Source organism: Planobispora rosea (genome assembly GCF_014648175.1).
GTDB classification, from domain to species: Bacteria; Actinomycetota; Actinomycetes; order Streptosporangiales; family Streptosporangiaceae; genus Planobispora; species Planobispora rosea.
In genome coordinates, this window is the sequence record NZ_BMQP01000021.1 from 34,566 (window position 1) to 59,264 (window position 24,699).

18 protein-coding genes and 1 other RNA gene are annotated in these 24,699 nt (G+C 71.9%); 10 read left to right on the forward strand and 9 right to left on the reverse strand.

Annotation, left to right across the window (positions count from 1 at the left end; genetic code table 11):
• Nucleotides 1-52: 52 nt before the first annotated feature.
• The 7 genes from IEZ08_RS21170 to IEZ08_RS21200 are packed head-to-tail and all read right to left on the reverse strand — an operon-like array spanning nt 53 to nt 8,457.
• Entirely contained in the window at nt 53-1,216 is a 1,164-nt protein-coding gene (locus IEZ08_RS21170) for a glycosyltransferase (RefSeq protein WP_203863440.1), read from the reverse strand.
• Nucleotides 1,213-2,085, reverse strand: coding sequence for a YveK family protein (locus IEZ08_RS21175; protein WP_189242760.1), 873 nt, complete (start codon nt 2,083-2,085; stop codon nt 1,213-1,215). Before IEZ08_RS21175 ends, IEZ08_RS21170 begins: the two co-directional genes overlap by 4 nt.
• Nucleotides 2,082-3,218, reverse strand: coding sequence for a glycosyltransferase (locus IEZ08_RS21180; RefSeq protein ID WP_189242761.1), 1,137 nt, complete (start codon nt 3,216-3,218; stop codon nt 2,082-2,084). Before IEZ08_RS21180 ends, IEZ08_RS21175 begins: the two co-directional genes overlap by 4 nt.
• On the reverse strand, nt 3,215-3,934 hold the full coding sequence (locus IEZ08_RS21185; RefSeq protein WP_068921489.1) for a polysaccharide deacetylase family protein: 720 nt from the start codon (nt 3,932-3,934) through the stop codon (nt 3,215-3,217). Before IEZ08_RS21185 ends, IEZ08_RS21180 begins: the two co-directional genes overlap by 4 nt.
• Nucleotides 3,931-5,511, reverse strand: coding sequence for a lipid II flippase MurJ (locus IEZ08_RS21190; RefSeq protein ID WP_189242762.1), 1,581 nt, complete (start codon nt 5,509-5,511; stop codon nt 3,931-3,933). Before IEZ08_RS21190 ends, IEZ08_RS21185 begins: the two co-directional genes overlap by 4 nt.
• A complete protein-coding gene (locus IEZ08_RS21195) occupies nt 5,508-6,890 on the reverse strand; it encodes an O-antigen ligase family protein (protein WP_068921491.1) in 1,383 nt (460 codons plus the stop codon). Before IEZ08_RS21195 ends, IEZ08_RS21190 begins: the two co-directional genes overlap by 4 nt.
• Nucleotides 6,891-6,894: 4 nt before the next feature.
• On the reverse strand, nt 6,895-8,457 hold the full coding sequence (locus tag IEZ08_RS21200) for a sugar transferase (RefSeq protein ID WP_189242763.1): 1,563 nt from the start codon (nt 8,455-8,457) through the stop codon (nt 6,895-6,897).
• An 864-nt stretch (nt 8,458-9,321) separates the two neighbouring features.
• On the opposite strand from IEZ08_RS21200, the gene IEZ08_RS21205 reads away from it, so the two are divergent.
• Nucleotides 9,322-14,211, forward strand: a complete 4,890-nt coding sequence (locus IEZ08_RS21205) for an NAD-glutamate dehydrogenase (protein WP_189242764.1) — start codon at nt 9,322-9,324, stop codon at nt 14,209-14,211.
• A gap of 54 nt (nt 14,212-14,265) precedes the next feature.
• Here the strand turns inward: IEZ08_RS21205 and IEZ08_RS21210 are convergent, their stop codons facing one another.
• The gene (locus IEZ08_RS21210) at nt 14,266-15,333 is read right to left on the reverse strand and encodes a DUF8094 domain-containing protein (protein WP_189242765.1); all 1,068 of its coding nucleotides are present in this window, start codon (nt 15,331-15,333) and stop codon (nt 14,266-14,268) included.
• 126 nt (nt 15,334-15,459) lie between these two features.
• On the opposite strand from IEZ08_RS21210, the gene prfB reads away from it, so the two are divergent.
• Entirely contained in the window at nt 15,460-16,578 is a 1,119-nt protein-coding gene (prfB, locus tag IEZ08_RS21215) for a peptide chain release factor 2 (RefSeq protein WP_068921495.1), read from the forward strand.
• 6 nt (nt 16,579-16,584) lie between these two features.
• Here the strand turns inward: prfB and IEZ08_RS21220 are convergent, their stop codons facing one another.
• Nucleotides 16,585-16,776 carry a hypothetical protein gene (locus IEZ08_RS21220; RefSeq protein ID WP_068921496.1) on the reverse strand — a complete coding sequence of 64 codons (192 nt, stop codon included), beginning with the start codon at nt 16,774-16,776 and terminating at the stop codon, nt 16,585-16,587.
• A 234-nt stretch (nt 16,777-17,010) separates the two neighbouring features.
• Between IEZ08_RS21220 and ftsE the strand changes: the two genes are divergently transcribed.
• From ftsE to IEZ08_RS21260, 8 genes are all read left to right on the forward strand, one after another.
• Complete coding sequence (ftsE, locus tag IEZ08_RS21225; RefSeq protein WP_043620538.1) at nt 17,011-17,700, forward strand: cell division ATP-binding protein FtsE; 690 nt, start codon at nt 17,011-17,013, stop codon at nt 17,698-17,700.
• 30 nt (nt 17,701-17,730) lie between these two features.
• Entirely contained in the window at nt 17,731-18,639 is a 909-nt protein-coding gene (gene ftsX / locus IEZ08_RS21230; protein WP_068921497.1) for a permease-like cell division protein FtsX, read from the forward strand.
• 23 nt (nt 18,640-18,662) lie between these two features.
• A complete protein-coding gene (gene smpB, locus IEZ08_RS21235; RefSeq protein ID WP_068921498.1) occupies nt 18,663-19,130 on the forward strand; it encodes an SsrA-binding protein SmpB in 468 nt (155 codons plus the stop codon).
• Between the two features lie 44 nt (nt 19,131-19,174).
• Nucleotides 19,175-21,034: a penicillin-binding transpeptidase domain-containing protein gene (locus IEZ08_RS21240; RefSeq protein ID WP_229803363.1), complete on the forward strand. Its 1,860-nt coding sequence runs from the start codon at nt 19,175-19,177 to the stop codon at nt 21,032-21,034.
• Nucleotides 21,035-21,581: 547 nt separating this feature from the next.
• Nucleotides 21,582-21,966: a transfer-messenger RNA gene (ssrA, locus tag IEZ08_RS21245) on the forward strand.
• A gap of 203 nt (nt 21,967-22,169) precedes the next feature.
• A complete protein-coding gene (locus IEZ08_RS21250; protein ID WP_189242766.1) occupies nt 22,170-22,310 on the forward strand; it encodes a hypothetical protein in 141 nt (46 codons plus the stop codon).
• A 223-nt stretch (nt 22,311-22,533) separates the two neighbouring features.
• Nucleotides 22,534-23,370 (forward strand): isocitrate lyase/PEP mutase family protein, encoded by an 837-nt coding sequence (locus tag IEZ08_RS21255; RefSeq protein WP_068921499.1) that lies wholly within the window; start codon nt 22,534-22,536, stop codon nt 23,368-23,370.
• Nucleotides 23,371-23,557: 187 nt separating this feature from the next.
• Entirely contained in the window at nt 23,558-24,691 is a 1,134-nt protein-coding gene (locus IEZ08_RS21260) for a C45 family peptidase (RefSeq protein ID WP_189242767.1), read from the forward strand.
• Nucleotides 24,692-24,699: the final 8 nt, after the last annotated feature.

Consider the following 24,699-nt stretch of genomic DNA (forward strand, 5'->3'; position numbering starts at 1 on the left):
CGCACGGCGTCTGGCAGTGTCCGGAGAACCCGGACTCGTCCCGGGCCTTCCGTCAGCGCCTGACGCGTGTACCGCCGCCGGAGCCGACTCCCGCTCCGCAGCCGCCCCCCGTCCCGCCGGCGGCCGGCGTCACGGCGGCGGTCAGGGACGCCAGCCTGTCCAGCGCGGGCCGCACGTCGAAGTCCGCCGCCCGTGCGATCCCCGCCTCCCCCTCCCGGGCGGCCAGCCCGGGGTGACGGAGCCGTACGGCGACCGCCTCGGCCAGGGCGGCGGGATCCCCGGTCGGCACGAGGGCGCCGACCTCCCCGGTGACCACCTCGGACAGCCCGGGGACGGCGGAGGCGACCAGGGGCCGGCCGCTGGCCAGCGCCTCCAGTGCGGTCAGCGGCAACCCCTCCCAGCGGGAGGGGAGGACGACCACGTCGGCCGCCGCGTACCAGGGCCGGAGGTCGGCGACGGCGTCGGCGAACGCGATCCCGGGCCCGGCGCAGGAGCGCAGGACGGGCCGGAGGTCCCCGTCGCCGACGATCGCCAGGCGGGCGCCCGGGACCTCCGCGCGGACCCGTCCCCACGCGGCGACCAGCAGATCCTGTCCCTTCTGACGGGTGACCCGCCCGGGGCACACGGCCAGCGGGACGCGCTCGGGGACGCCGAGCAGGGCGCGGGCCGCCGTACGGACTCCGGGGCCGGCCGGGCGGAAGCGTCCGAGATCCACCCCGTTGCGGACGACCGTGACGTCCCCCCGCAGGCCATGGGACCGGGCGAGGTCCGCCTCGCCCTCGCCCACGCACACCAGCAGGCTGGTCCAGCGGGTGGCCGCCCGTTCCCACGCCAGTGCCGCCCGCGCCGTCGCCCCCCGGGCGGCCAGCCAGGACCAGCCGTGCGGCTGGAAGAGAGTGGGGACCGCGCCGCGGATCACCGCGCGGCCCACCAGCCCCGCCTTGGCGGAGTGCAGGTGGACGGCGTCCGGCCGGAACCGGTCGAGCAGCCGGCGCAGCCGCCGCGCCTCGCCGGGGACGCCGGGACCGGGAGACCGCCCCGCCTCCCACTCCAGCCACCGGACGCCCAGCGCGGCCAGCTCGGCGGGGAGGCGGCCGCGCCCGGGGCAGGCCACCGCCACGTCCCAGCCGCGGCGTGCCTGGTCGGCGGCGACGGCGGCGACGTAGACCGCCACGCCGCCCTCCACGGGCTGCGCGACGTGGAGCACGCCGATCACGGGGTGATCCGCTCGTAGACCACGGTGTCGGCGGTGGTCGCCGATCCGGTCCGGGGCCGGGGCGGGAGCCCGCCCCCGGATCCGGGCCGGGACTCGGGCCCGGCCCGGTTCAGGCGCCTGCGCACGGCTCGCAGGAGGCCGCGGGCGGCGGGCAGCCGGACCGGGGACGCCAGGCAGCCGAGGCCGCCGAGCAGGACGCCGGCCGCCGCGCCGACCGCCATGGCCAGGGCCGGAGCCGGGGTGGAGGGCGAGATCGGGGGCAGGGCCCTGGTGAACCCCGCCAGGCGGACCCCGGTGTTGCCCGCCTGGCGGTTGGCGTAGGCGATCAGGGCCTCCGCCACCGCGTTGGCCTGGTCCGCGGCCTGCTGCGGGTCCGGAGCGGAGGCGTTCAGCCACACGAGGGGGGCGTCCGGAGAAGCCGCGGCCCGGACCGTGTTCCGCAGGCGTTCGGCGGCGGCCAGGGGGAGGAACACCTCTTCCGTGGTCACGGCCAGGATCTCCGGCTGGACGGCGATCCTGGCGTAGGCCTGGGCGAAGTTCACCGCCTGCGCCGTACCTCCCGGATTGGCGGGGACCACCACGACGTAGGCGTCGGCGCTGTAGGCGGGCTCCTTCACCAGTGAGAAGACCAGGCCGGACAGCGTCCCGAGCAGTACGGCGACCGCCAGCGGCCACCAGCGCCGGAGCTCGCGCGGCCCGCTGCCCGGCGGTTTCCCGCCCCTCCCCGGCCTCCCGGTCCGCCCTGGCGTCTCCGGCTTCCCCGGCCTCCCGGCCCTTTCCGGTTTCCCCGACCTCTCCGGCTTCCCGGCTCTTTCCGGTCTCCCCGGCCTTCCGGGCGTGCGCGGGACCGCCGTCACGGGCTTGCTCACTGGTACTCCTCCTGCTTGCCGGAGCTGGAACCGGCCTCGACCGGGACGGGGGGACCGAGGACACGCGCGTACAGCGCCTCCAACTGGGCCGCGTGGCGGCGGATGTCGTAGTGCGCGACGGCGCGGGGCGGCGGGAGCCGTACCGGCCCGGTGGCGGCGAGCGTGCGGAGCTCGGCGCGCAGGTGGTCCGGGTCGGGCAGGATGCGCCGGGCCCCGGGGGCGGCGTCCGCGGGCAGCTCGTCCAGGGCGGGACAGGAGGCGTACAGGACGGGCAGCCCCGCCGCGAGCCCCTCGACGACCGCCAGTCCGAACGTCTCGTCCTGCGACGGAGAGGCGAGCACGTCCATGGCCGACAGCAGGGCGGGCATGTCCATGGACTCGCCGGCGAACACCACCCGATGCTCCACCCCGAGCACGCGGGCGAGGTCCTCCAGCGTCCCGCGCGCCGACCCGGCCCCGGCCAGCAGGAGGACGGCCCCCTCGAAACCCCGTACGGCGTGCAGCAGGACGTCGAAGCGTTTCCCCGGTTCCAGCCGTCCCACGCCGCCCACGACGAACGCGTCCGGCGCGATGCCCAGCCGGGCGCGGGCCTGCAGGCCGAGGCGGGGGTCGTGGCGGAAGGCCGTTCCGTCGACGCCGTTGGGGACCACCTCGATCCTGGAGCGCGGCACCCCCCACCGGGCGAGCCGGTCCGCCACGGCGCGGGAGACCGCGACGGTCACGTCCCCCATGGCCTCGGTGGCCCGGTAGAGCGTGCGGATCCCCGCGGTGACGCGGCGGCCCTCGATGACGGCGTCCCCCAGCGAGTGCTCGGTCGCGATGATCGCGGGGACGCGCGCGAGCCGCGCCGCCACCCTGCCGTACACGCAGGCGCGGTACAGGTGCGTGTGGACGATGTCGTAGCGGCCCGCCCGCATCAGCCGGGCCAGCCGGCCCACGGCGCGCAGGTCGAGGTTGCCCCGCATGCCCAGGTGGTGGACGGGAGTGCCCTCGGCCCTGATGGCGTCGGCGACGCCGCCGGGGTTGGTGAGCGCGGCGACCTCGCACCGCGCGGTCAGGTGCGGCAGCAGCGCCCGCAACTGCTGCTCGGCGCCGCCCGCGGCCAGACCCGTGATGACGTGGAGCACCTTCATCGGGAGCGGCCCCACCGCAACCGGTGGCGGATGCGCTTGGCGCGCATCCGGAGCGCCCCGTCCCGGTCCCCGACGTAGGTGCGCGCCAGCGCGTGCCGCCCGCTGTGCTCGGACTTCCAGATGGCGCAGGCGTAGGAGTACCCGGCCGCGCGCACCGCGTCCACCTCGCGGGCCCCGGCGAGCCCGTACGGGTAGGCGAAGCCGGTGACGTCGCGGTCGAGGACGTCCTCCAGGACCATCCGGCTCTCCTTGAGCTCCAGCTCCAGCCCGGCGTCGTCGGCCATCTCCAGGAACGTGTGGTTGACCGTGTGCGAGGCCACCTCCATGCCCGCGGCGTCCACCTCGCGGAGCTGCTGCGCGGTCATCAGCGGTTTGCGCGGGCCGTCCGGGTCCCACACGTTGTGCCCGCCCAGGTGCCCGGCGACCGCGAACACGGTGGCGGTGAAGCCGTACCGCACCAGGATCGGGACCGCCTCCGTGGCGAAGTCGGCATAGCCGTCGTCGAAGGTCAGCCCGACCATCCCGCGCGCCCGGCCGGACGCCTCGGCGGCGAGCAGGTCGCGCATCGACACCCCGCGCAGCCCGGACCGCCTCAGCCAACTCATCTGCGCGGCGAAGCGCCGGGGGGAGACGGTGATCAGAAGCGGGTCGCTCTCGTACTCCTCCACCGAGTGGTACATGAGGACGTACGGCATGACCGCCGCGTGCCTGCTCATGGTCGCTCCTCCGCTGGTGCGTAGCCGATCATTCTTGCGATCTCCTTGGATCCGGTGGCGGTCGCCACGACGATGAACACGGAGCCGACCACGGCCGCGCCGAGCGCCAGGGTGGCGACCGCGGGCAGACCGGCCAGGACGGGACGGACGAGCCAGCCGGCCCCGGTGGCGGCCGCGGCCGCGAGGGCGAGGCGGCCGAGGACGGCCAGGACGGGGCGGACGGGGAGGGGCAGCGGCCCGCCCCGCCCGGGGAGCAGCGCCGCCGCGGTGAGGGTGATGCCGGCGACGTTGGCGAGGGTGATCCCCGCGGTCCCCCAGTGGGGAGCGGCGGCGGCCAGGCCGGCGGTGACGGCCAGTCCCGCGGCCATCGCGCCCGCCGGGTACCAGGTCGGCCGTTCCCCGCAGAAGAACACCCGGCACAGGACCCCGACGACCGTCTGCCCGAGCAGGCCCAGCGAGTAGAGGCGCACGATCGCGGCGGTCGCGGCCGTGTCCGCCGGGGCGAACGCCCCCCGCTGCAGGAGCAGCGCGACGATCTCGGGGGCGAACGCGAGCAGGAAGGCCGTGCCGGACAGCACGATCGCCCCGGCCAGCCCGAGGTCACCGGTGATCCGGCGGCGGGCCGCGGCGGTGTCTCCGGCGGTGACGCTCCGCGCGAGCGCCGGCAACGTCACCGTGGCGATGATGAGCGAGAGCGTCATCGGCACCTGTGCGATCTTCTGGGCGTAGTTCAGGTGGGAGATGGACCCGGCCGGGAGGGAGGAACCGGCGAAGCGCTCGACGAAGACCTGTCCCTGGCGCAGCAGGGTGAAGGCGGCGATCGGGACGAACGCCGCCAGCAGGACCGAGGCTCCGGCCGGTGTCCTGCGGGGCGGACCGATGTGCCGCAGGAAGCCGGGAACCTGCACCGCGACCATCAGGGCGCCGCCGCACGCCACCCCCAGGGCCGCGGCGGCCACCCCGAGCCGGTCGTGGAGGGCGAGGACGAAGGCGATGACGCCCGCGTTGTAGGCGACGTAGATCGCCGCGGGCGGGCCGAACACCTGCCGGGCACGCAGCGCCGCGCTCAGGTAGCCCGCCAGCCCGAACATCAGGACCGTGGCGGCGGTGATCCGCATGCACCGTACGGCGAGCCCGGGGTCGGCCAGCCCGGGGGCGAGGGCGTCGACCAGCCACGGCGCCGCGAGCGCGGTCCCTCCGGAGACGGGGACGAGCCCGGCCAGGACGCGGGGGAGCGTGGCCGCGACCGCCTCCCGGATGCCGCCGGCGTCCGCCGCCCGGCTGAACAGGGGGACCAGCAGGAACGCCATCGCCCCCTCGATGAGCAGCGGCGCCGCGGTCTCCGGTACGGTCCACGCCACGAGGAAGGCGTCCGTGCTCCCGGTCGCGCCGAAGATCTGGGCGAGGAGCAGGTCGCGGCCGAACCCGAGGGCGGAGCCGAGCGCGATGAGCACCGCGGTGACGGTGACGGCGCGCCGGAACGGGCTGCGCTCGCGGCCCGGCCGCCGGTGCCGGTCACGGGCACGGTCACGGTCAGCGTCACGGGCCGGGAGCGCGGGTGATCGCGTCAGGGTCATGCGGCGGCCCACCACAGGGCGGTCCCCAGCATCACGGACGTCACCAGCGTCGGCGGGCCGCCGATGTCCGAGTAGACGAAGTCGACGAGCTGCCAGGTGAGGAAACCCGACGCGGCCAGGCCCGCCGCGCGGTCCCAGGGGGAGCGGGTACGGCGGGCGCGTCGCACGCACCAGACCGTCACGCACCCGAGGAAGAGGCAGAAGGCCGTGGCGCCGAGGAGGCCCTGCTCGCTGAGCACCAGGAGGTACATGTTGTGCGGGGACAGCAGGGGCTGCCGCTGGAAGCCGCTGACCGGGTCGGCGGTGTCGCTGCCCGACGACAGGTGGAGGGGGGCGCGGGAGTCGCGGAGGGCCGGGAAGGACCGCGGCCCCGCGCCGGTGACGGGGGCGTCCCGCCAGATGCCCAGGGCCGTCTCCCACAGGCCGTAGCGGTCGCTGACGGACCGGTCGGGCTCGGTGACCGACGAGCCGATCGAGGCCAGCCGGTGGCCCAGCGTGTCCGATCCCGATTCCGGTCCCCGGTCCCCGGTGAGCCCCAGGGCCGGGGCTCCGGCGAGCAGGACGCAGGCGGCCGCGGCGAGCAGGCCGGCGCGCACCGCCGTCCGCAGGCCGTACGTCACCAACATCGCCGCCGCGGCGCACGTCACCGCCAGCCAGGTGCCCCGGCTCAACGACAGCACCAGCGGCGCCACCAGCATCGCCGCCGCGCCCAGGGCGACCGCCCGCCGGCGGCCCCGCAGGGCCAGGCCGAGCGCCAGTGCGACGACGAGCCCGTAACCGACGACCGTCGCCATGCCCATCACGTCGGTCGCGCCGAAGGTCCCGACCGCCCGGATGTTCTCGCCCGCGTACGAGGCGCCGGTCCCGGTGAGGGCCTGCCAGGATCCCACCGCCCCCTGGGCCAGGGCGGTCCCGCAGACCGCCCCGCCCACCAGCCACAGGTCCACCCGGTCCCGCAGCACCGCGACGACGGCCAGCGGGACCAGCACGAACACCTGCAGGTAGCGGGCCAGGCCCGGCAGGCTCGCCATGACGTCCTGCGAGGCCACGGTGGCCGCGGTCACGGCGACCACCGGGGGCGCCGTGATCCAGACGCGCCCCGGCAGCCGGCGGCCGGGCCGCAGGAGGGTCGCGGCGGCCACCACGACCAGGGCGACCGACGCGGCGTCGGCGAGTGTCACGTCGGCGGCGACGGTCAGGTCGTCGCGTTCCTGCGGCACGCAGACCAGGAGCACGGTCGCGGCCGCCAGGACGCTCGGCCTGCGCCACACCGGGGCCGTCGCCGTGCCCGTCGCCGTGCCCGGTGCCGTCGCTGCGCCCGGTCCCGGTGCCGTGTCCGCGGTCGTCGCCGTGTCCGCGGCCGTCCCCCGGCGCGCCACGTCCTCAGCTTCCACTGGGACGGAACGCGGACACGACGGTACGCAGGACGATCTTCATGTCGGACCGGAGCGTCCAGCCGTCGATGTAGTGGTTGTCGAACCGCGCCCGGTCCTCGATGGAGGTGTCCCCGCGCAGGCCGTGGACCTGGGCCCAGCCGGTGAGCCCGGCCGGGACGCGGTGGCGCTCGTCGTAGTCCGGCAGGGACGCGGAGAAGCGGTCGACGAAGAACGGGCGCTCGGGCCGGGGGCCGACGACGCTCATGTCGCCCCGCAGGATGTTCCAGAGCTGGGGGAGCTCGTCCAGCGAGGTCCTGCGCAGCAGCCTGCCCACCGGGCCGACGCGCCGGTCGTCGGCGATGCTCCAGCGCGTCTCGGACTCGTGCGGGTCGCCGGGCCTGAGCGTACGCAGCTTGAGCAGCTCGAAGCGGCGGCCGCCGCACCCCACCCGGGTCTGCCGGAACAGCACGCCGGGACCGCTCTCACAGCGCACGGCCAGGGCGCACACGGCGATGACCGGCGCGCACACCACCAGGCCCGCCAGAGCCAGGACGATGTCCAGGGCCCGCTTCAGCGGCCAGGCCGGCCGTGCCTGCGGGAGGGGGCGGATCCGCAGGACGGGGAAGCCCCAGATGTGGTCGCGCGGCGGCAGGAAGTCGGCGAGGAGACCTCCCGGCTCGGGGGCGAGGAGAACCTCGTAGCCGAGATCCCTGGCGACCCCGGCGAGGCGGTGGGCCGCCACGTCGGCGGCGGCCGGAGTGACGATCACCGTGTGGATCCGGTGGGCCCGAAGGATCTCGGCGAACCGCCCGGTACGGCCGAGCACCGGCACGATGCCCGGTTCGGGGCTCTGCCGGTCGTCGACGACGCCGACCGGCGCCATGCCGTACTCCGGGTGGTCGAGCAGGGCCGCCGCGAGGCGGTGGCGGTGGGACCCGGTACCGATCAGGAGGGTGGGCCGCGCGCCCGAGCCCGTCCGCCGGCCCCGGACGGCCGCGTACGAGGCGCCCCGGACGCCGCACGCCAGGACGGTGTGGAGGGCGACGGCGACCGCCCAGCCACCGAGGCCGCCCGCGGGCGGCGCCGCGGCGCCGAGGGCCGGGACGGGGATGAGGAGAGGGGCGAGGGCCGGGGCGAGCGCCATCGCGACGGCCCCGCCTCCCGCGAGGGACGGCAGATCGTCCAGGACGGAGGGGACCAGGCGCTGCCGGTACAGCCCCAGGACGGCGTTGACCGCGATCAGCAGGAGCGCGGCGGTCACGGCCACGGCGGGGGACGGCGTCGCGGCGGACGGCGTCACCGGCACCGCGACGGACGCCGTGGCGGACGTCGTGACAGACACCGCGACGGACGCCGTGATGGACCCGGCGACGGAAGCCGAGGCGGTGACGGCGGTGACGGCGCAGACGGCGTCGGCCGCGGGCAGGCCCACCCGGGGGAGCGGACGGCGGCCGGTGCGCGGCCGCCGCGTGGTCCTCCGGTGGGGGATCCGTCCGCCCGGGGCTGTTCCGCGGGAGATGCTGCCGGACGTGGCACCGGACGGGCGGCTGTCCCTGATGGTCGTGGTCATCGGTCCCTCCAGGGGGCGGGCCCCGCTTCCACGATCAATCCGAGTCCGGTCAAGATTCCCCCATATCGATCGCCCTCATTGCTGCCGAAATCGATCGGCAGGGACCCTGGGCGATTAATTTCCGCCGTACTGGACACACGTTTCGATAATGCGCGGAGCCCCTCCGGCTAATGCGAATGACCCGGCTCCGCGAGTTTCAGATGCTAGCGAGGGAGGCATCGCTAATCGCGTATCTGAACTCGCGGGCGTCCGCGGTGGTCTCAAGTGTCGGATGACCCTGCTTTTTGCGCGGGCATACCGGATCGGCCGGGAATTAAAGCGCGACTCCGGTCGGTCCAATTTTTTCCCGGGGTGGGGCGGGGAAAGGCGCGCCGTGCGCATGCGCCGCCGGAGGGGTTCGGCGCCGGGGACGGTGACGGGCTGTCACATTGACGTTCTCCACTTTTTCAGGTGGTATCAGGAGCGGTGGCTCATCTCGGTCAACGAGGACCGAACGGGCGCCGCTGGAGGTGTTGTGGCACGGGCCCTGCCCGGAGGGCGGAGGTTGGGCGGCGAGAGGACGTGTCCGTTTCGCGGGCGCGAACCCGCATTGTGGGATGCTTGTCCCACCGTTCACTCCCGGCGGGGGATCACGGTCCGTGATCATGTGCCTCCCGAGTCCCCGCCGCCGACGGCGAGGGATCACGGGTCACACGAAGACCCGCGGCGGCTTGCCGAAGATTTGCCCACCCCCGCAGGCGTCGCCGCGATGACGCGGCCGTCTGGCAACCGGAGACCGGGCATCACCGTCTTCTCCCCGGGAACTACAGCCTGACGTAGGTCCCGCTAAAACCGCAAAACCCCTCACAAAGGAGTGAGAGCGACATGCCGCTCGACGAGGCCAAAGACGAGCTGCTGAGGAGTGCCGCTGAGAGATGCGCGCACACACCGGGCAGCGACCACAGGAACGTTGAGGAGGTGCTCGCCTTCCTCAGGCTCTACTACCGGCATGTCGCTCCAGAGGACCTCCTGGACCGTGATCCAGTCGACGTGTACGGCCCGGCCACCGCGCACCGGCAGCTCGCCGAGGTCCGTCCCCAGGGCAGGGCCCTGGTGCGGGCCTACACGCCCACCCTGGAGGAGCACGGCTGGGACCCCGGCGGCTCGGTCGTCGAGGTGGTCACCGACGACATGCCCTTCCTGGTGGACTCGGTGCGGATGGAGCTCGACCGTCACGACATCGGGATCCACCTGGTGATCCACCCGCAGATGCGGGTGCGCAGGGACATGACCGGCAGGCTGCTCGACCGGGACCAGGAGAACATCACCGGGCAGATGCTCGCCGAGTCCTGGATGCACTTCGAGATCGACCGCCAGGCCGATCCGGCCGTGCTCCGGCAGCTGGAGACCGACCTGAAGCGGGTCCTGGCGGACGTGCGCTACACCGTCGAGGACTTCGCCAAGATGCGGGCGCTGGCCGTGCAGACCGCGGAGGACCTCGCGCTCAACCCGCCGTCGCCGCTGGACCCCGCCGCGGTGGAGGACGGGCTGGAGCTGATCCGCTGGCTGGCCGACGGGCACTTCACCTTCCTCGGCTACCGCGAGTACCGCCTGGAGTGCGGAGACGACGGCGACGAGCTGCACGCGGTGCCCGGGACCGGGCTGGGCATCCTCCGCCACGACAAGGCGGGTTCGAGCAGTTTCTCCTCGCTCCCGCCCGAGCTGCGCGCGAAGGCCCGGGAGAAGCAGCTGCTGATCATCACCAAGGCCAACAGCCGCGCGACGGTCCACCGCCCCGCCTACCTGGACTACGTGGGGGTCAAGGTCTTCGACGCCGAGGGCGAGGTCGTCGGCGAGCGGCGCTTCCTCGGCCTGTTCACCCACTCGGCCTACAACGAGTCGATCACCCGTATCCCGCTCCTGCGCCGCAAGCTCGCCGAGGTGCTCGACCGGGCCGGGATCGCCCCCGACAGCCACGACGGCAAGGACCTCATCGAGATCCTGGAGACCTTCCCCCGGGACGAGCTCTTCCCCACCTCGGTCGAGCAGCTGCTGCCGATCGCGCTCGGGGTGCTCCGGCTCCGCGAGCGCAAGCAGGTCAAGCTCTTCCTGCGCCCGGACGACTACGGCCGCTACATCTCCTGCCTGATCTACCTGCCGCGCGACCGCTACACCACCAAGATCCGCGTCAGGATGCAGGACATCCTGCTCAAGGCGCTGGGCGGCACGACGTCCGGCTACAGCGCGATGATCGGAGAGTCGGCGCTGGCCCGGCTGCAGGTGGTCGTGCGCGGAGAGCGGGGCCGGCCGGTGTCGGCCGCCGGGGTGGACGTGGAGGAGCTGGAGTCCCGGCTGGCGGCCACCACCCGCTCCTGGGAGGACGACCTGGCCGCCGCGATCTCCGAGCTGAGCTCGGAGGAGGAGACCCCGCGGCTCGTCCGCCGGTACGCCACCGCGTTCCCCGAGGGCTACAAGGCCGACTTCCCGCCCCGGATGGCCGTGGCCGACCTGCGGCGGCTGGAGTCGCTCGCCAAGACCGGCGACGAGATCGGGATGAACCTCTACGAGCCCTACGAGGCCGCGGAGGGCGAGCGCCGGTTCAAGCTCTACCGGATCGGGGCGCCGGTCTCCCTCTCCCACGTGCTGCCGCTGCTGCAGCGCATGGGCGTCGAGGTGGTCGACGAGCGCCCCTACCAGATCGACCGCGCGGACATGCCCGAGGCCAAGGACGCCTGGATCTACGACTTCGGCCTGCGCTACACCCCCTCGGGGGAGGTGGACCGGGACGAGTTCAAGCGGCTCTTCCAGGAGGCGTTCGACGCGTTGTGGCGCGGCCGGGTGGAGAACGACGGCTTCAACGGGCTCGTCCTGACCGCCGGGCTGACCTGGGAGCAGATCGAGATCCTGCGGGTCTACGCCAAGTACCTGCGCCAGGCCGGGACCACCTTCAGCCAGGACTACATCGAGCGTGTGCTGCTGGGCAACGTACGGCTCGCGCGGCTGCTGGTGCGGTTGTTCGAGGCGCGGCTGGACCCGCACCGCTCCGGCGAGGTCCGCGCCGAGCTGTCCGAGGCGCTGCACGAGGAGATCCTCGGCGCGCTGGACGACGTCGCCTCGCTGGACGAGGACCGGATCCTCCGCGCCTACCTGGAGATGATCCGCGCCACCCTGCGGACCAACTACTTCCAGACGTCGGGCTCCGGCCGGGCGGGGGAGCGCAAGCCGTACATCTCGCTGAAGCTCGACTCGCCCTCGATCAGCGTGCTGCCGCTGCCCCGGCCGAAGTTCGAGATCTTCGTCTACTCGCCCCGCGTCGAGGGCGTGCACCTGCGCTTCGGCAAGGTGGCCCGGGGCGGCCTGCGCTGGTCGGACCGGATGGAGGACTTCCGTACGGAGATCCTCGGCCTGGTGAAGGCACAGATGGTGAAGAACACCGTCATCGTCCCCACCGGCTCCAAGGGCGGCTTCGTCGTGAAGAATCCGCCGAAGTCGGGCTCGCGGGAGGAGGTGCTGGCCGAGGGCGTCGCCTGCTACCGCACGTTCATCTCCGGCCTCCTCGACGTCACCGACAACCTGGTCGACGGCCAGGTGGTCCCGCCCGCCGACGTGGTCAGGCACGACGAGGACGACACCTATCTCGTGGTCGCCGCGGACAAGGGCACCGCGACGTTCTCCGACATCGCCAACGAGGTGGCCAAGGAGTACGGCTTCTGGCTGGGCGACGCCTTCGCCTCCGGAGGCTCGGTCGGCTACGACCACAAGGCCATGGGCATCACCGCCCGCGGCGCCTGGGAGTCGGTGAAGTACCACTTCAGCACGATGGGCGTGGACGTCCAGACCACCGACTTCACCGTGGTCGGCATCGGCGACATGTCCGGCGACGTGTTCGGCAACGGCATGCTGCTCTCCCAGCACATCCGGCTGATCGCGGCCTTCGACCACCGGCACGTCTTCGTCGACCCCGACCCCGACGCCGCGCGCAGCTACGCCGAGCGGGCCCGCCTGTTCGAGCTGCCGCGCAGCTCGTGGGAGGACTACTCGCCGTCACTGATCTCCGAGGGCGGCGGCGTCTGGCCGCGCAGCGCGAAGTCGATCCCGATCTCGCCGCAGATGCGCGCCGCGCTCCGCATCGCCGACGGGGTGACCGCGCTGGCCCCGAACGACCTGATCAACGCCATCCTCAGGGCCCCGGTCGACCTGCTGTGGAACGGCGGCATCGGCACCTACGCCAAGGCGTCGGTCGAGTCGCACGCCGACGTCGGCGACAAGGCCAACGACAGCCTGCGGGTCGACGCCTCGCAGCTGCGCTGCAAGGTGGTCGGCGAGGGCGGCAACCTGGGCTTCACCCAGCTCGCCCGGATCGAGTTCGCGCTGAACGGCGGGCTGATCAACACCGACTTCATCGACAACTCCGCGGGCGTGGACACCTCCGACCACGAGGTGAACATCAAGATCCTGCTGGATCGCGTGGTCCGCGACGGCGAGCTCACCCACAAGCAGCGCAACGAGATCTTCCTCGAGATGACCGACGAGGTGGCGCGGCTGGTGCTGCGGGACAACTACGACCAGAACGTGGTCCTGGCCGCCGCCCGCGCGCAGGCTCCCGAGATGCTCCACATCCACGCGCGCTACCTGCGCCGCCTGGAGCGGGCCGGGCTGATCAACCGGGAGCTGGAGTTCCTGCCCTCGGACAAGACGCTCGCCGAGCGCCGTCAGGCCGGGCTCGGCCTGACGGCCCCGGAGTTCGCGGTGCTGCTGGCCTACACCAAGCTGGTGGTGGACGCCGAGATCCTCGCCTCCGACCTGCCCGACGACCCCTATCTGGCGTCGTGGCTGGTGTCGTACTTCCCCACGCCGCTGCGCGAGCGGTTCCGCACCTTCATGGACGACCACCCGCTCCGCCGGGAGATCATCACCACCTGCGTGGTGAACGACCTGGTCAACTCCGGCGGCACCACGTTCATGTTCCGCACGGGGGAGGAGAGCGGGGCCTCCTCGCCGGACATCGCCCGCGCCTACCTGGTCGCCAGGGAGGTCTTCGACCTGCCCAGCTTCTGGCGGGCCGTCGAGCGCCTCGACAACAAGGTCGACACCTCGACTCAGATCGCCATGGAGCTGGAGGCCCGCAAGCTCTGCGAGCGCGCCGCCCGCTGGCTGCTGGGCAACCGCCGCCCGCCGCTGGATCTGGCCTCGACGGTGAGCTTCTTCTCCACGGGCATGGACGGCCTGCTCGCCCACCTGCCCAAGCTGCTGACCGGGTCGGACCTGCTGGCGTTCGAGGAGCGCCGTGACATGTTCATCGCCCGCGGCGTGCCGCAGGATCTGGCCGAGCGGGTCGCCGCGATGGTCCCGGCCTACTCCACCTTCGACCTGGTGGAGATCGCGGCCGTCACCGGGCGCCCGGTGAACGAGGCCGCCGAGGTCTACTTCGACCTGGCCGACCGGCTCCAGCTGTCCGCGCTGCGCGAGCGGGTCATCGCGCTGCCCCGGGACAACCGGTGGAACTCCATGGCGCGGGCCGCGCTCCGCGACGACCTGTACGCCGCGCACGCGGCGCTCACCCGGGACGTCCTGGTGCACAGCGAGCCGGGGCTGGCCCCGGAGGAGCGGCTGGCGCACTGGGCCGACGCCAACTGGGCGGCGGTGGCGCGGGCACGGCAGACGATGTCGGAGATCTGGGAGAGCGACAACTTCGACCTGGCGACGCTCTCGGTGGCGCTGCGGGCGGTCCGCACGCTGGTGGCCTCCACCAGCCTGCCGCACAAGGAGTCCTGACCGGGGCTGGGCCCGGCCGCACGGGCGGCTTCCGGACAACCGCCGGGAGCCGCCCTAGGAGGGGGCCTCCAGGTCGGGAGTGATGATCACCCGGGTGATGCCGCCCGTGTAGCCGACGATCCGGGCCGTCCTGCTGCTGTCCTTGGCCGGGACCGTGCTCACGTACTGATGCGTCTCCACGACGCGCAGCTCGGCGAGGGCGTAGGGAGCCGAGGCGAGCCCCAGAGCCTCCTCCGGCACCCTGACGAACGGCGCGCAGCGGTCCTTGACCACCCGGGTGGTCGTCCTGATCAGGGAGTACGCGATCAGGGCGCCGCCGTCCGCGGTGCGCAGGGCGCGCACCGGGTAGTTCGCCGCGGCGAAGATCGAGTCATATCCGACGCACTTCTTCTTCTCCTTCAGGCGTTCGGTCACGATCTCCGAGGCGTGGGCGGAGGTGTGCGGGCCGTCGGCGATCAGCCCGGCGGCGAACCCGGCCGCGCCCTCCTCGGCGGTGGTCGCGTGGAGCGGCGCCATCAGGCGGGGGCTGATCTGCACCGCGGGATCGTCGTCGCCGAGCGCGGTCGCGTAGCCGTCGGCGTCCAGGGCGATCTGCGGGAGCTCCTCCTCCAGGCGCGACAGGGAGCTGATCTGCCAGTCGTCCTCGCCCTGCCTGGACAGCGTCAGAATCACCGGGTACGTCCCGCCCGAGGCGTCGCGGCGGTCCACGACCGCGGCGAACCAGGCGGCTCCCCCCTCCAGCCGGGGGACCAGCAGACGCGGCTCGCCCCAGGTGTGGCGCGGCGGGGCCTCGCCCGTGTTCTCCGCACTCTCGAAGGCCGCCTGGGCCAGTGCCAGGTGCCCGTCACGGGACTGCCTGAGCAGGTTGTTCTGGTCGGCGGGCAGCCGGGGGGCGGCCGCGCCCAGGACTCCGTCGGCGGACAGGATCTCCTTCAGGGCCCTGCCGGCCTCGGCCATGGTGACCAGGGGGCGGGCCGGAGCAGGTGAGGGGGTGGCGCCGCCGGCCGTGGGGCTCGGCCCGGGGGCCGCGTCACCGGCCGCGGTGCAGGCCGCCGGACCGGCCGCCAGGGCGGCCACGGCGAGCGCGAGCGCGAGCAGGCCCCGCCGCCCATGTCCCCGCACACTCGCCTCCCGATGATCCCCGCCGCGGTGCCCGGCACAGGGTTGCCCACACCGGACACACCCTAGCCACGATGACTGCCTGAGCCGTACACAACGGGGTGTCCCGGTCGCGTACCCTTTACAGACGTGGCACTCAACGATCCGACAGAAGAGATCAACGAGCTTACCGGCACGCTGAACGGCATTCAGGATGTGCTGGACCTCGACGCGATGCGCAAGCAGATCGAGGAGCTGGAGGATCAGGCCGCCGCCCCCGATCTCTGGAACGACCAGGAGCGGGCGCAGAAGGTCACCAGCAAGCTCTCCTACCTGCAGGGTGAGCTCAACAAGATCGAGGCTCTCGGGCGGCGGCTGGACGACCTGACCGTCCTGTACGAGCTCGCCGAGGCCGAGGACGACCCCGACACCCGCGAGGAGGCCGACCGCGAGCTGGCCGCACTCAAGAGCGAGATCGGCGCGCTGGAGGTCCGCACCCTGCTCTCGGGCGAGTACGACGCGCGGGAGGCCGTCGTCACCATCAACTCCCAGGCGGGTGGCGTGGACGCCGCCGACTGGGCGCAGATGCTCCTGCGGATGTACATCCGCTGGGCCGAGCGCAAGGGCTACCCGACGGAGGTCTACGAGACCTCCTACGCCGAGGAGGCCGGGATCAAGTCGGCGACCTTCACGGTCAAGGCCCCCTACGCCTACGGGACCCTCCGCGGCGAGCACGGCACCCACCGCCTGGTCCGGATCAGCCCGTTCGACAACCAGGGCCGCCGCCAGACGTCCTTCGCGGGCGTGGACGTGGTCCCGGTCGTGGAGACGACCGACCACATCGAGATCAACGAGGACGACCTGCGGGTCGACGTCTACCGCTCCTCGGGCCCGGGCGGTCAGGGCGTCAACACCACCGACTCGGCGGTCCGCCTGACCCACCTGCCCACCGGCATCGTGGTCTCCTGCCAGAACGAGCGCTCCCAGCTGCAGAACAAGGCGACCGCGATGGCGGTCCTGCAGTCCAAGCTGCTGGAGCGCAAGCGGCAGGAGGAGGCGGCGGCGCTCAGTGAGATCCGGGGCGAGGCGACGACCTCGTGGGGCACCCAGATCCGCAACTACGTGCTCCACCCCTATCAGATCGTCAAGGACCTGCGGACGGGCACCGAGGCGGGAAATCCGGGCGCGGTGCTGGACGGCGACCTCGACGAGTTCATCGAGTCGGAGATCCGCTGGGCCCGTCGCCAGGAGACGGGCGGGGAGGCCTGAGCGGTCTCAGACCTCCATCAGGTGCTTCAGGGCCAGGGTGAGGAAGAACAGCACGATCAGCACGAGGGAGACGAGGGCGGGCGTCATCCCGCCCAGGTCGCCGTGGTGCATGCGGTCGCGGTTGGCCCGGCACAGGGGGCAGCGGCCCTCCGCGACGGGGTGAGCGCACCGCGCGCAGACCAGGTCGTCACAGCTCATAGTGTCCTCGCCTTCGGATTCGTGACCACTTTATGCGGTCGTTACCGGGCGTCGAATCGTTTTGTTTCCGTTATGGAGTTTCCATGCCAGTCTTCCCCCTAGACTGGGCTCCGGCCAACCGGAACGTCGATCAAGGTAAAGATCGGCGCGCCCCGGCCGGTGAGAGGCGGGAAGTGGTCCTCTGCCACCACCGCGACCGTCCTAACCCCTAGACTGACATGCTGTGATGCGCCCGTGATCCATTTTGATAATGTCACCAAGGTCTACGCGAACCAGAACCGGCCCGCGTTGGACCACGTCAGCGTCGACGTCGACAAGGGCGAGTTCGTGTTCCTCGTCGGCCCGTCGGGCTCCGGGAAGTCCACTTTCCTCCGCCTGATCCTCAAGGAGGAGCGCCCCAACTCGGGGGCCATCCACGTGGCGGGCAAGGACCTCGCCCGCCTGTCGAACTTCAAGGTGCCCCACCTGCGCCGTCGGATCGGCTGCGTGTTCCAGGACTTCCGGCTGCTCCCGAACAAGAACGTGTACGAGAACGTGGCGTTCGCCCTGGAGGTCATCGGCAAGCCCCGGCGGTTCATCCGCAAGGTCGTGCCCGAGGTCGTCGAGCTCGTCGGACTGGAGGGCAAGGCCCACCGGATGCCCGACGAGCTGTCCGGCGGCGAGCAGCAGCGGGTCGCGATGGCCCGCGCCTTCGTCAACCGGCCAATGATCCTCCTGGCGGACGAGCCCACCGGAAACATCGACCCCGCGACGAGCATCGGCATCATGAAGGTGCTCGACCGGATCAACCGGACGGGCACCACCGTCGTCATGGCCACGCACGACGCGGCCATCGTCGACTCCATGCGCAAGCGCGTAGTGGAACTGGAGGACGGAAAGATCGTCCGAGACCAGTCGCGTGGCGTGTACGGCCAGGCGTACTGACCAGGACCGGTCAAAAGCGACAGGAAGAGCATGCGGGCAAACTTCATCTTCTCCGAGGTCTGGATCGGCCTCCGCCGTAACCTCACGATGACCATCGCGGTCATCGTGACCGTGGCCATCGGCATGGCGTTGCTGGGCATCGGTCTGATGGTCAACTCTCAGGTCGCGAAAATGAGGGGCTTCTGGTCGGACAAGGTCGAGGTCTCGGCCTTCCTGTGCAAGAAGAACGACCCCCTCCCCTCCTGCAAGGGCAGCAAGGGGGTCACCGAGCAGGCGCGGGCCGACCTGCAGGCGCGCATCCAGGGCATGGCCCAGGTCGAGTCGGTGGAGTTCGAGAACTCCGCGAAGGCCTACGAGAACTTCAAGAGCACGTACGGCGAGAACGACGTCCTGGTCAAGGCGATCCAGGTCGAGGACATGCCCGAGTCCTTCCGGGTCAAGGTCAAGAACCCCGAAGAGTACGGCACGGTCATCGACGAGCTGAAGAACGTGGCCGGCATCTCGATGGTCGTCGACGAGCGGGAACTCCTGGACGGCTTCTTCGACCTGATGGAGAAGATCCGCGGGTTCGCCCTCATGATCGCGGGCTTCCTCGTCCTCGCGGTCATCCTGCTGATCGGCAACACGGTCCGGCTCTCGGCGTACAACCGCAGGCGTGAGACCGGCATCATGCGCCTGGTCGGTGCCTCCAACCTCTACATCCAGCTGCCGTTCGTCATGGAGGGCGTCATCGCCGGCCTGCTCGGCGGGGTGGTCTCCGCCGTCCTGCTGATCGTGACCAAGGTGTTCCTGTTCGACAGCGTGAGCATCAACCTCGCCGCGGGCACCCAGCTCACCTGGAACGACGTGGCCCAGGTGATCCTCGGCACGATGGTCATCGGCGTGATCATCTGTATCCTCGCCTCCTTCGTCACGCTCCGCCGCTACCTGCGGGTGTGACGCGTCCCGGTAGGCTCCAAGGCATGCCACGTGAGACCGGGCGGAAGGTCATCGCCCAGAACAAGCGTGCCCGGCACGACTACCACATCGACGACACCTTCGAGGCCGGCCTCGTGCTGCAGGGTACGGAGGTCAAGTCGCTGCGCCTGGGCCGCGCCTCCCTCGCCGACGGATACGCCACCGTCAAGGACGGTGAGGTGTGGTTGATCAACATCCACATCCCCGAGTACACGATGGGAACGTGGACCAACCACGCGGCGCGGCGCACGCGCAAGCTGCTCCTGCACCGCAAGGAGATCGACAAGCTGACCGCCAAGACGAAGGAGGGCGGCCTGACCCTGGTGCCGCTCTCGCTCTACTTCAAGGACGGCAAGGCCAAGGTCGAGCTGGGACTGGCCAGGGGCAAGAAGGACTGGGACAAGCGGCAGACCCTGGCGGAGAAGCAGGCCAAGCGGGAGATGGCCCGCGAGCTCAGGCATAGGAACAGGTAACCGTGACGGGGAGACCCTCAAGGGCCCCGAGGACCCCGAGGACCGTGTCCGCCGCGCTCGCGCTGGCGGTGACGGTCCCCATGATGTCGTCCTGCCTCGACGAGCCCTCGGCTCACGAGGCGGTCCGCGACTTCCTCGTGGGCTGGCAGACCGGTGACTACTCCACGGCCGCCCGGCGCACCGACGGCGACGAGCGGAAGGTGCGCAAGGCGCTGGAGGACGCCAAGATCCAGCTGGACGCGGCCTCGTTCCGGTTCGCCCTCAAGGGGATCCGGAGCTCGGACGGGCGGGCCGAGGCCGACTTCGCCGCCGAGATCGACCTGGGGGAGAACAACCCCCTGTGGGAGTACGACGGCAGGCTCCCCCTCCACCTGGTGAACGGGCAGTGGAAGGTGCGCTGGTCGCCCAGCGTGCTCCATCCCCGGCTGCGGGAGGGCCAGCGCTTCGCGGTGAAGCCCGACCCCGAGGACCGCCACCCGATCGTGGACCGCGCCGGCGACCCGCTGCAGGAACTCGCCGACCTGCACGTGGCCACGGTCATCCCGGCCAGGCTGAAGGACCCGGCCGCGCTCTGCGAGCAGCTGGCCAAGCTGACCGGTTTCCCCAAGGACCGGTTGCTGAGCCGGATCCTGTCGGCCAGCCCCAGCATGGAGGTGCCGCTGGTCACCTTCAGCCGCACCCGCTTCGCCCGGCTCCGCCAGCAGCTGGAGGCGATCGAGGGGCTCCGGTTCTCGATCCGGCCGCAGGCGGTCGCGCCCGCCTCGCCCGTCCAGATCGTCGGCGCCGTCACCGCCGTCACTCCGGAGACCGAGCAGCAGCTCGGCGGCCCGCAGCGGGCCGGGGACACCGTCGGCCGGGACGGGCTGCAGAAGGCCTACCAGGAGCACCTGACCGGGTCCACCCAGACCAGCGTGATCACTGTGGACCTCAAGACGCTGGAGGAGGTGGAGGAGCTCGCCAAGTGGCGGCCGGGCCGTACCGCCACCCCGGTGCACACCACGCTCGACCGGCACACGCAGCGGGCCGCCGACGCCGCGCTGGCCACGGGGGGACCGGGCATGGTGGTCGCGGTCCAGGGATCGACCGGCGAGGTGTGGGCCGTCAGCGCGACCAAGGAGTACCACCAGGAGACGGACGCGCTCGCCGGGAAGTTCCCCGCCGGGACCGCCTTCTCGATCGTGGCCGTCGAGGCGCTGCTCAAGGCGCAGGTGGACCTCAAGCAGAAACTGCCGTGCCCGGCGGATCGCACCGTCGGCGGGGTCCGGTTCCGCCAGACGGGCTCGCCCGCCGGGAGCCAGCCGACCCTCCAGGGCAGCTTCGCCAACGCCTGCGTGACCGCTCTGGCCTCGCTCGCCCGCAGGGTCGACCCGGCCGCGCTGCGCGGCAGCGCCACCGCGTTCGGCATCGGGTCGTCCTGGACGCTGCCGCTGAGGTCCTTCAGCGGTTCGATGGGCCCGCTGAAGAACGACGCCGCCACCGCCCGGGCCATCACCGGGCAGAACGTCCTGGTCAGCCCGTTGTCCATGGCGCTGGTCGCCGGGGCGGTCGCCTCCGGCACCTGGCGCCCGCCGGTCCTGGTCCTCGAACCGAAGACCACCGACCTGTCGACCGAGACGGAGAAGCGCAAACCGGTTTCCCCGGTCAAGCTCGACGACAAGACGGTCAGCACCCTGCGTGCCCTCATGCGCACCGCGGTGACATCGGGTTCCGCCCGTGCCGCCACGGCTCCGGGCGACCCGGTGCACGGCGTCACCGCCGCGGCCTCGCGGGAGGGCAGGGCGCTGTCCTGGTTCGTGGGCTGGCAGGGGGACATCGCGGTGGCCGTACTGGTGGAGAACCCCGATCCCACGGCCGGGGCGACCGTCGCGGGCCGGTTCTTCCAGCACCTGCGCGAGGGGACGTGACGCGGCCCGGCCGGCCCGGACCCGTGGCGGGGAAGGGTGTGGCACCGAGCCGGCGATCGGCGGAGGAGATCCGTCCGTCACTCTGCGAAAAATTCTCATGACAGCGAGCAACCATCGGGGCCCTTCTCGGCGTCTTTCCATGTGACTGAGCACCGCTCGGGGGGTTGCGGACTCAGTCGCCGTGATGAGATCAGGGCTTCATCTCGGGGGAGGCCCTGCCGTCCGGACCGGCTCGACCCTGCCGGTCGGCCCCGGGGGCGCGTGCGTCACGCCGCGCTCCCGGGGCTTCGCCGTTTTCCCGGGCCCCACCGTTTCTCCGGCCCGGCGGGTACGGCGAGGCACCGGGAATGATGCCGGAGATCCGGATGTTGTACGAGATGTCCCGGAGCGGTGCGCCCGGGACGGTCACGCCGGAGGGCGTGTCCCGGAGGCCGGAAACTTCACCTTCGGCGGTGCCCGGTGGGAATCGAGTTGGCGTCGGCGGTGTTGTAACCGGTATCTTCGGATCGCCCGGTCCCTTCGGGGAGCGGTGTTGACAACTCAACAGGGGGGTGACTGGTTTCGACTTTGGCTTTGCAAGTCAGGGGAAGCGGGTCGAGGACTGCGGACATAACCTCGTTAATCCTGTGACCGCGACCAATAAGTGCCAATAAGACGCACTCCGAGGTCAGCCAGGGCAACCTGGCCCTCGCCGCCTAAGCAGCGAGGAACCTCTGTCGGCCCGGGAGCGCCTCCGGCCCGGAGCTGACATCGCTAGGAGGCTCAACCGCGAGACCCGGCCACGGGGTCGAGCGGGAAATCTAACAGTGGCTGAGCCCGTCGGCGTCTTGCCTGTGTGATCGCCGGGGCTGAGAAAAGCAGAGCAGGCTGCACCCGGAGAAGCCCTTTCTTGGAGTTGAAGGACGCGGGTTCGATTCCCGCCACCTCCACCCAAGTCTCGTTCCTCGGACACCGCTCGTCGAGAGCGGCGGCGAGGAGCGCGGACCCCCTGTAAGCGGCGGTGCCTGTCAAGGCACCGCCGTTGTTGTTTGTGGCCCTGTGTGCGTGGAACAGCGGCGCGGATCACGGCCTGTAGCTGCTCCACTCCAGCGGTCAGGTGCCGATCCGGAGGTTGTACGGGTTTCGTGGAGACACGGTGACGTGGCTCAGCGTCCGCAGGGACGACGGGCTGCTCAGCAGGGAATGGGATCTCGGTTGCTTCAACGACGACATCCCCGCCGACCATCCCCGACGACGCATTCGACTCGGTCACGTGGACGGGTCCGAGTTCGATTGAGATCCGGCTGGCCGGCGGGCGAACCTTCCCCGTCGCCCTGGACCCCGCCTCAGGCAGGCCCCGGACCACCGCCGCCCTCGACTGTTGACGGCGGTCCCACGAGCTCGGACGGGATCTCGCGCATCGCCGGACTCGGTGAGTTCCGCCAAGGCGGCATTACAGGCGTTGGCTGGGCCGGAGATTTAATGAGATTTGTGCGTTACGGGATGATTTACTGATATATATGACGACTCTTCGGGATAAGGCAGTTCTTTTCGATTCGCTGCACCGGGGCGGGGACGTGCTTCTCCTCGCCAACGCCTGGGACGTCGCCAGCGCACGGCTGATCGAGGAGGCGGGCGCCACGGCGATCGCCACGACCAGCGCCGGTGTCGCCTGGAGCCTCGGCTCGCCCGACGGGGACCGGCTCGACCGGGACCGGGCGCTCGACCTCGTCGCCCGGACCGCCGCCGCCGTGGACGTGCCCGTCACCGCCGACATCGAGAGCGGCTTCGCCGGCACCCCCGAGGGGGTCGCCGAGACCGTCCGGGGGGTGCTGGAGGCGGGTGCCGTGGGGGTGAACATCGAGGACACGCTCCGCGGCGAGATGTTGTCGCTGCGGCCGGTCGAGGAGCAGGCGGCCCGGATCACCGCCGCCCGCCAGGCCGCCGACGCGATGGGGATCCCGCTGTACATCAACGCCCGGGTGGACGTCTACCTGAGCAGGATCGGCGATCCCGGCACCCGGCTCCAGGCCACCCTGGACCGCGCCGCCGCCTACCTCGACGCCGGGGCCAGCGGTGTCTTCGTCCCCGGCGTCACCGATCCGGCGACGATCTCGTCGCTGGCCAAGGGGGTCGGCGCGCCGCTGAACGTGCTGGCCGGACCGGGGGCGCCGCCCGCGGGCGAACTGGCGGCCCTGGGCGTCGCCCGGGTCAGCGTGGGCGCCTCCATCGCCGTGGCCGCCTACGCCGTCGCCCGGAGGGCGGCCCAGGAGCTGTTCGGCGCGGGCACCTACGAGGCCCTGGCCGGGGATCTCGACTTCGTGCAGATCAACACCCTCATGAGCGGCCGGGGGTGACGTCGCCCCAGGCGGTCGCCGTGCCGAGGTCACCGGGCTGAGCGGAACGGATCCGGCGTGGTGAGCGGGGCGGATCCGGTGTGGTGAGCGGGACAGGCCGGGCACGGTGACGGTGTCAGCCGATGGTGCGAGACTCGTCAGCGGCCTCCCCGAAGCTCTGGTCATCGGCCTGAAGAGGGAGAACGAGATGACGAGCATCATCGCCGGCGGTCCGGACGCGTTCATGACGGTGCGCTACCTGACGGTGCGCGGCAGCCAACGGGAGATCGGCCGCGCGCTGGCCGAGGAGGCCCGGGCGGTCTCGCGGTGGGTCCCGCAGCCCGCCGACCCGGAGGTGAACGCCCGGCGGATGGCCTGGTTCGAGCGGAACTGGCCGCAGCACCACGAGCGGCTGCTCGGCGTGGCCGAGGTGTTCGGGGTGGACCCGGCGACCTCGCGCGTGGAGGGTCTGCCCGGGCTGCCCGGCGGGTCCGGGTGCTCGGTCGTCTGGTCCCCCGCCTCGGCGGGTCCCGACGGCCGCACCCGGATCGGCCGCAACTACGACTTCTTCACCATGGGCGTGACCCAGCTCATCCAGTCGATCAGCGGAGGCTCGCCGGAACCCTCGGACGAACCCCCGATGGCCTCGCAGCCCTACGTGATCGCGACGATCCCGGACGGCGGCCTGGCCTCCACCGTGATCACCATGAACGAGCTGGACGGCTGCATGGAGGGGATCAACGCGGCCGGCCTCACCGTGGCCCTGCTGATCGCCGACGCCGAGGCCACCGCCGCCGGCCCGGTCATGTCCGGGCCGCAGGTCGGGGTGAACGAGGTCCAGCTTCCCCGCTTCGTCCTCGACACCTGTGAAGACGCCGAGCAGGCCAGGAAGACGCTGCTCGACGCGGAACAGTACGTCACCGGCGTCGCCTGCCACTACCTGATCGCCGACGCCTCCGGGCGGGCGTTCGTCTGGGAGCGGGGCGACGACGGTTCCCGGCATGTCGTCGAGGCAGGGAAAGGAGCGATGTGCGTGACCAACTACCTCCTCCACCGCCACCCCGACGTGTCCGCCCTGCCGGAGGACAACGAGCACTCCTTCCGGACGTACCAGAGGTCCCGGACCCTCGCCGGTCTGATCCGGGACGGCCTGTCCGGGACGGAACTCCGTGACACCCTGGACACGGTCGCGTTCACCGAGGAGGGAGAACCGTGGCGGACGCTCTGGCGGAGCGTCTTCGAGCCGGAGGAGCGGACGATGACGACCCGGTTCTACCTCGGGGAGGACGCACAGGGCGGCGTCCGCTACAGCGACGAGATCGTCTTCGCCGCCGGCCGCTGATCTCTCGA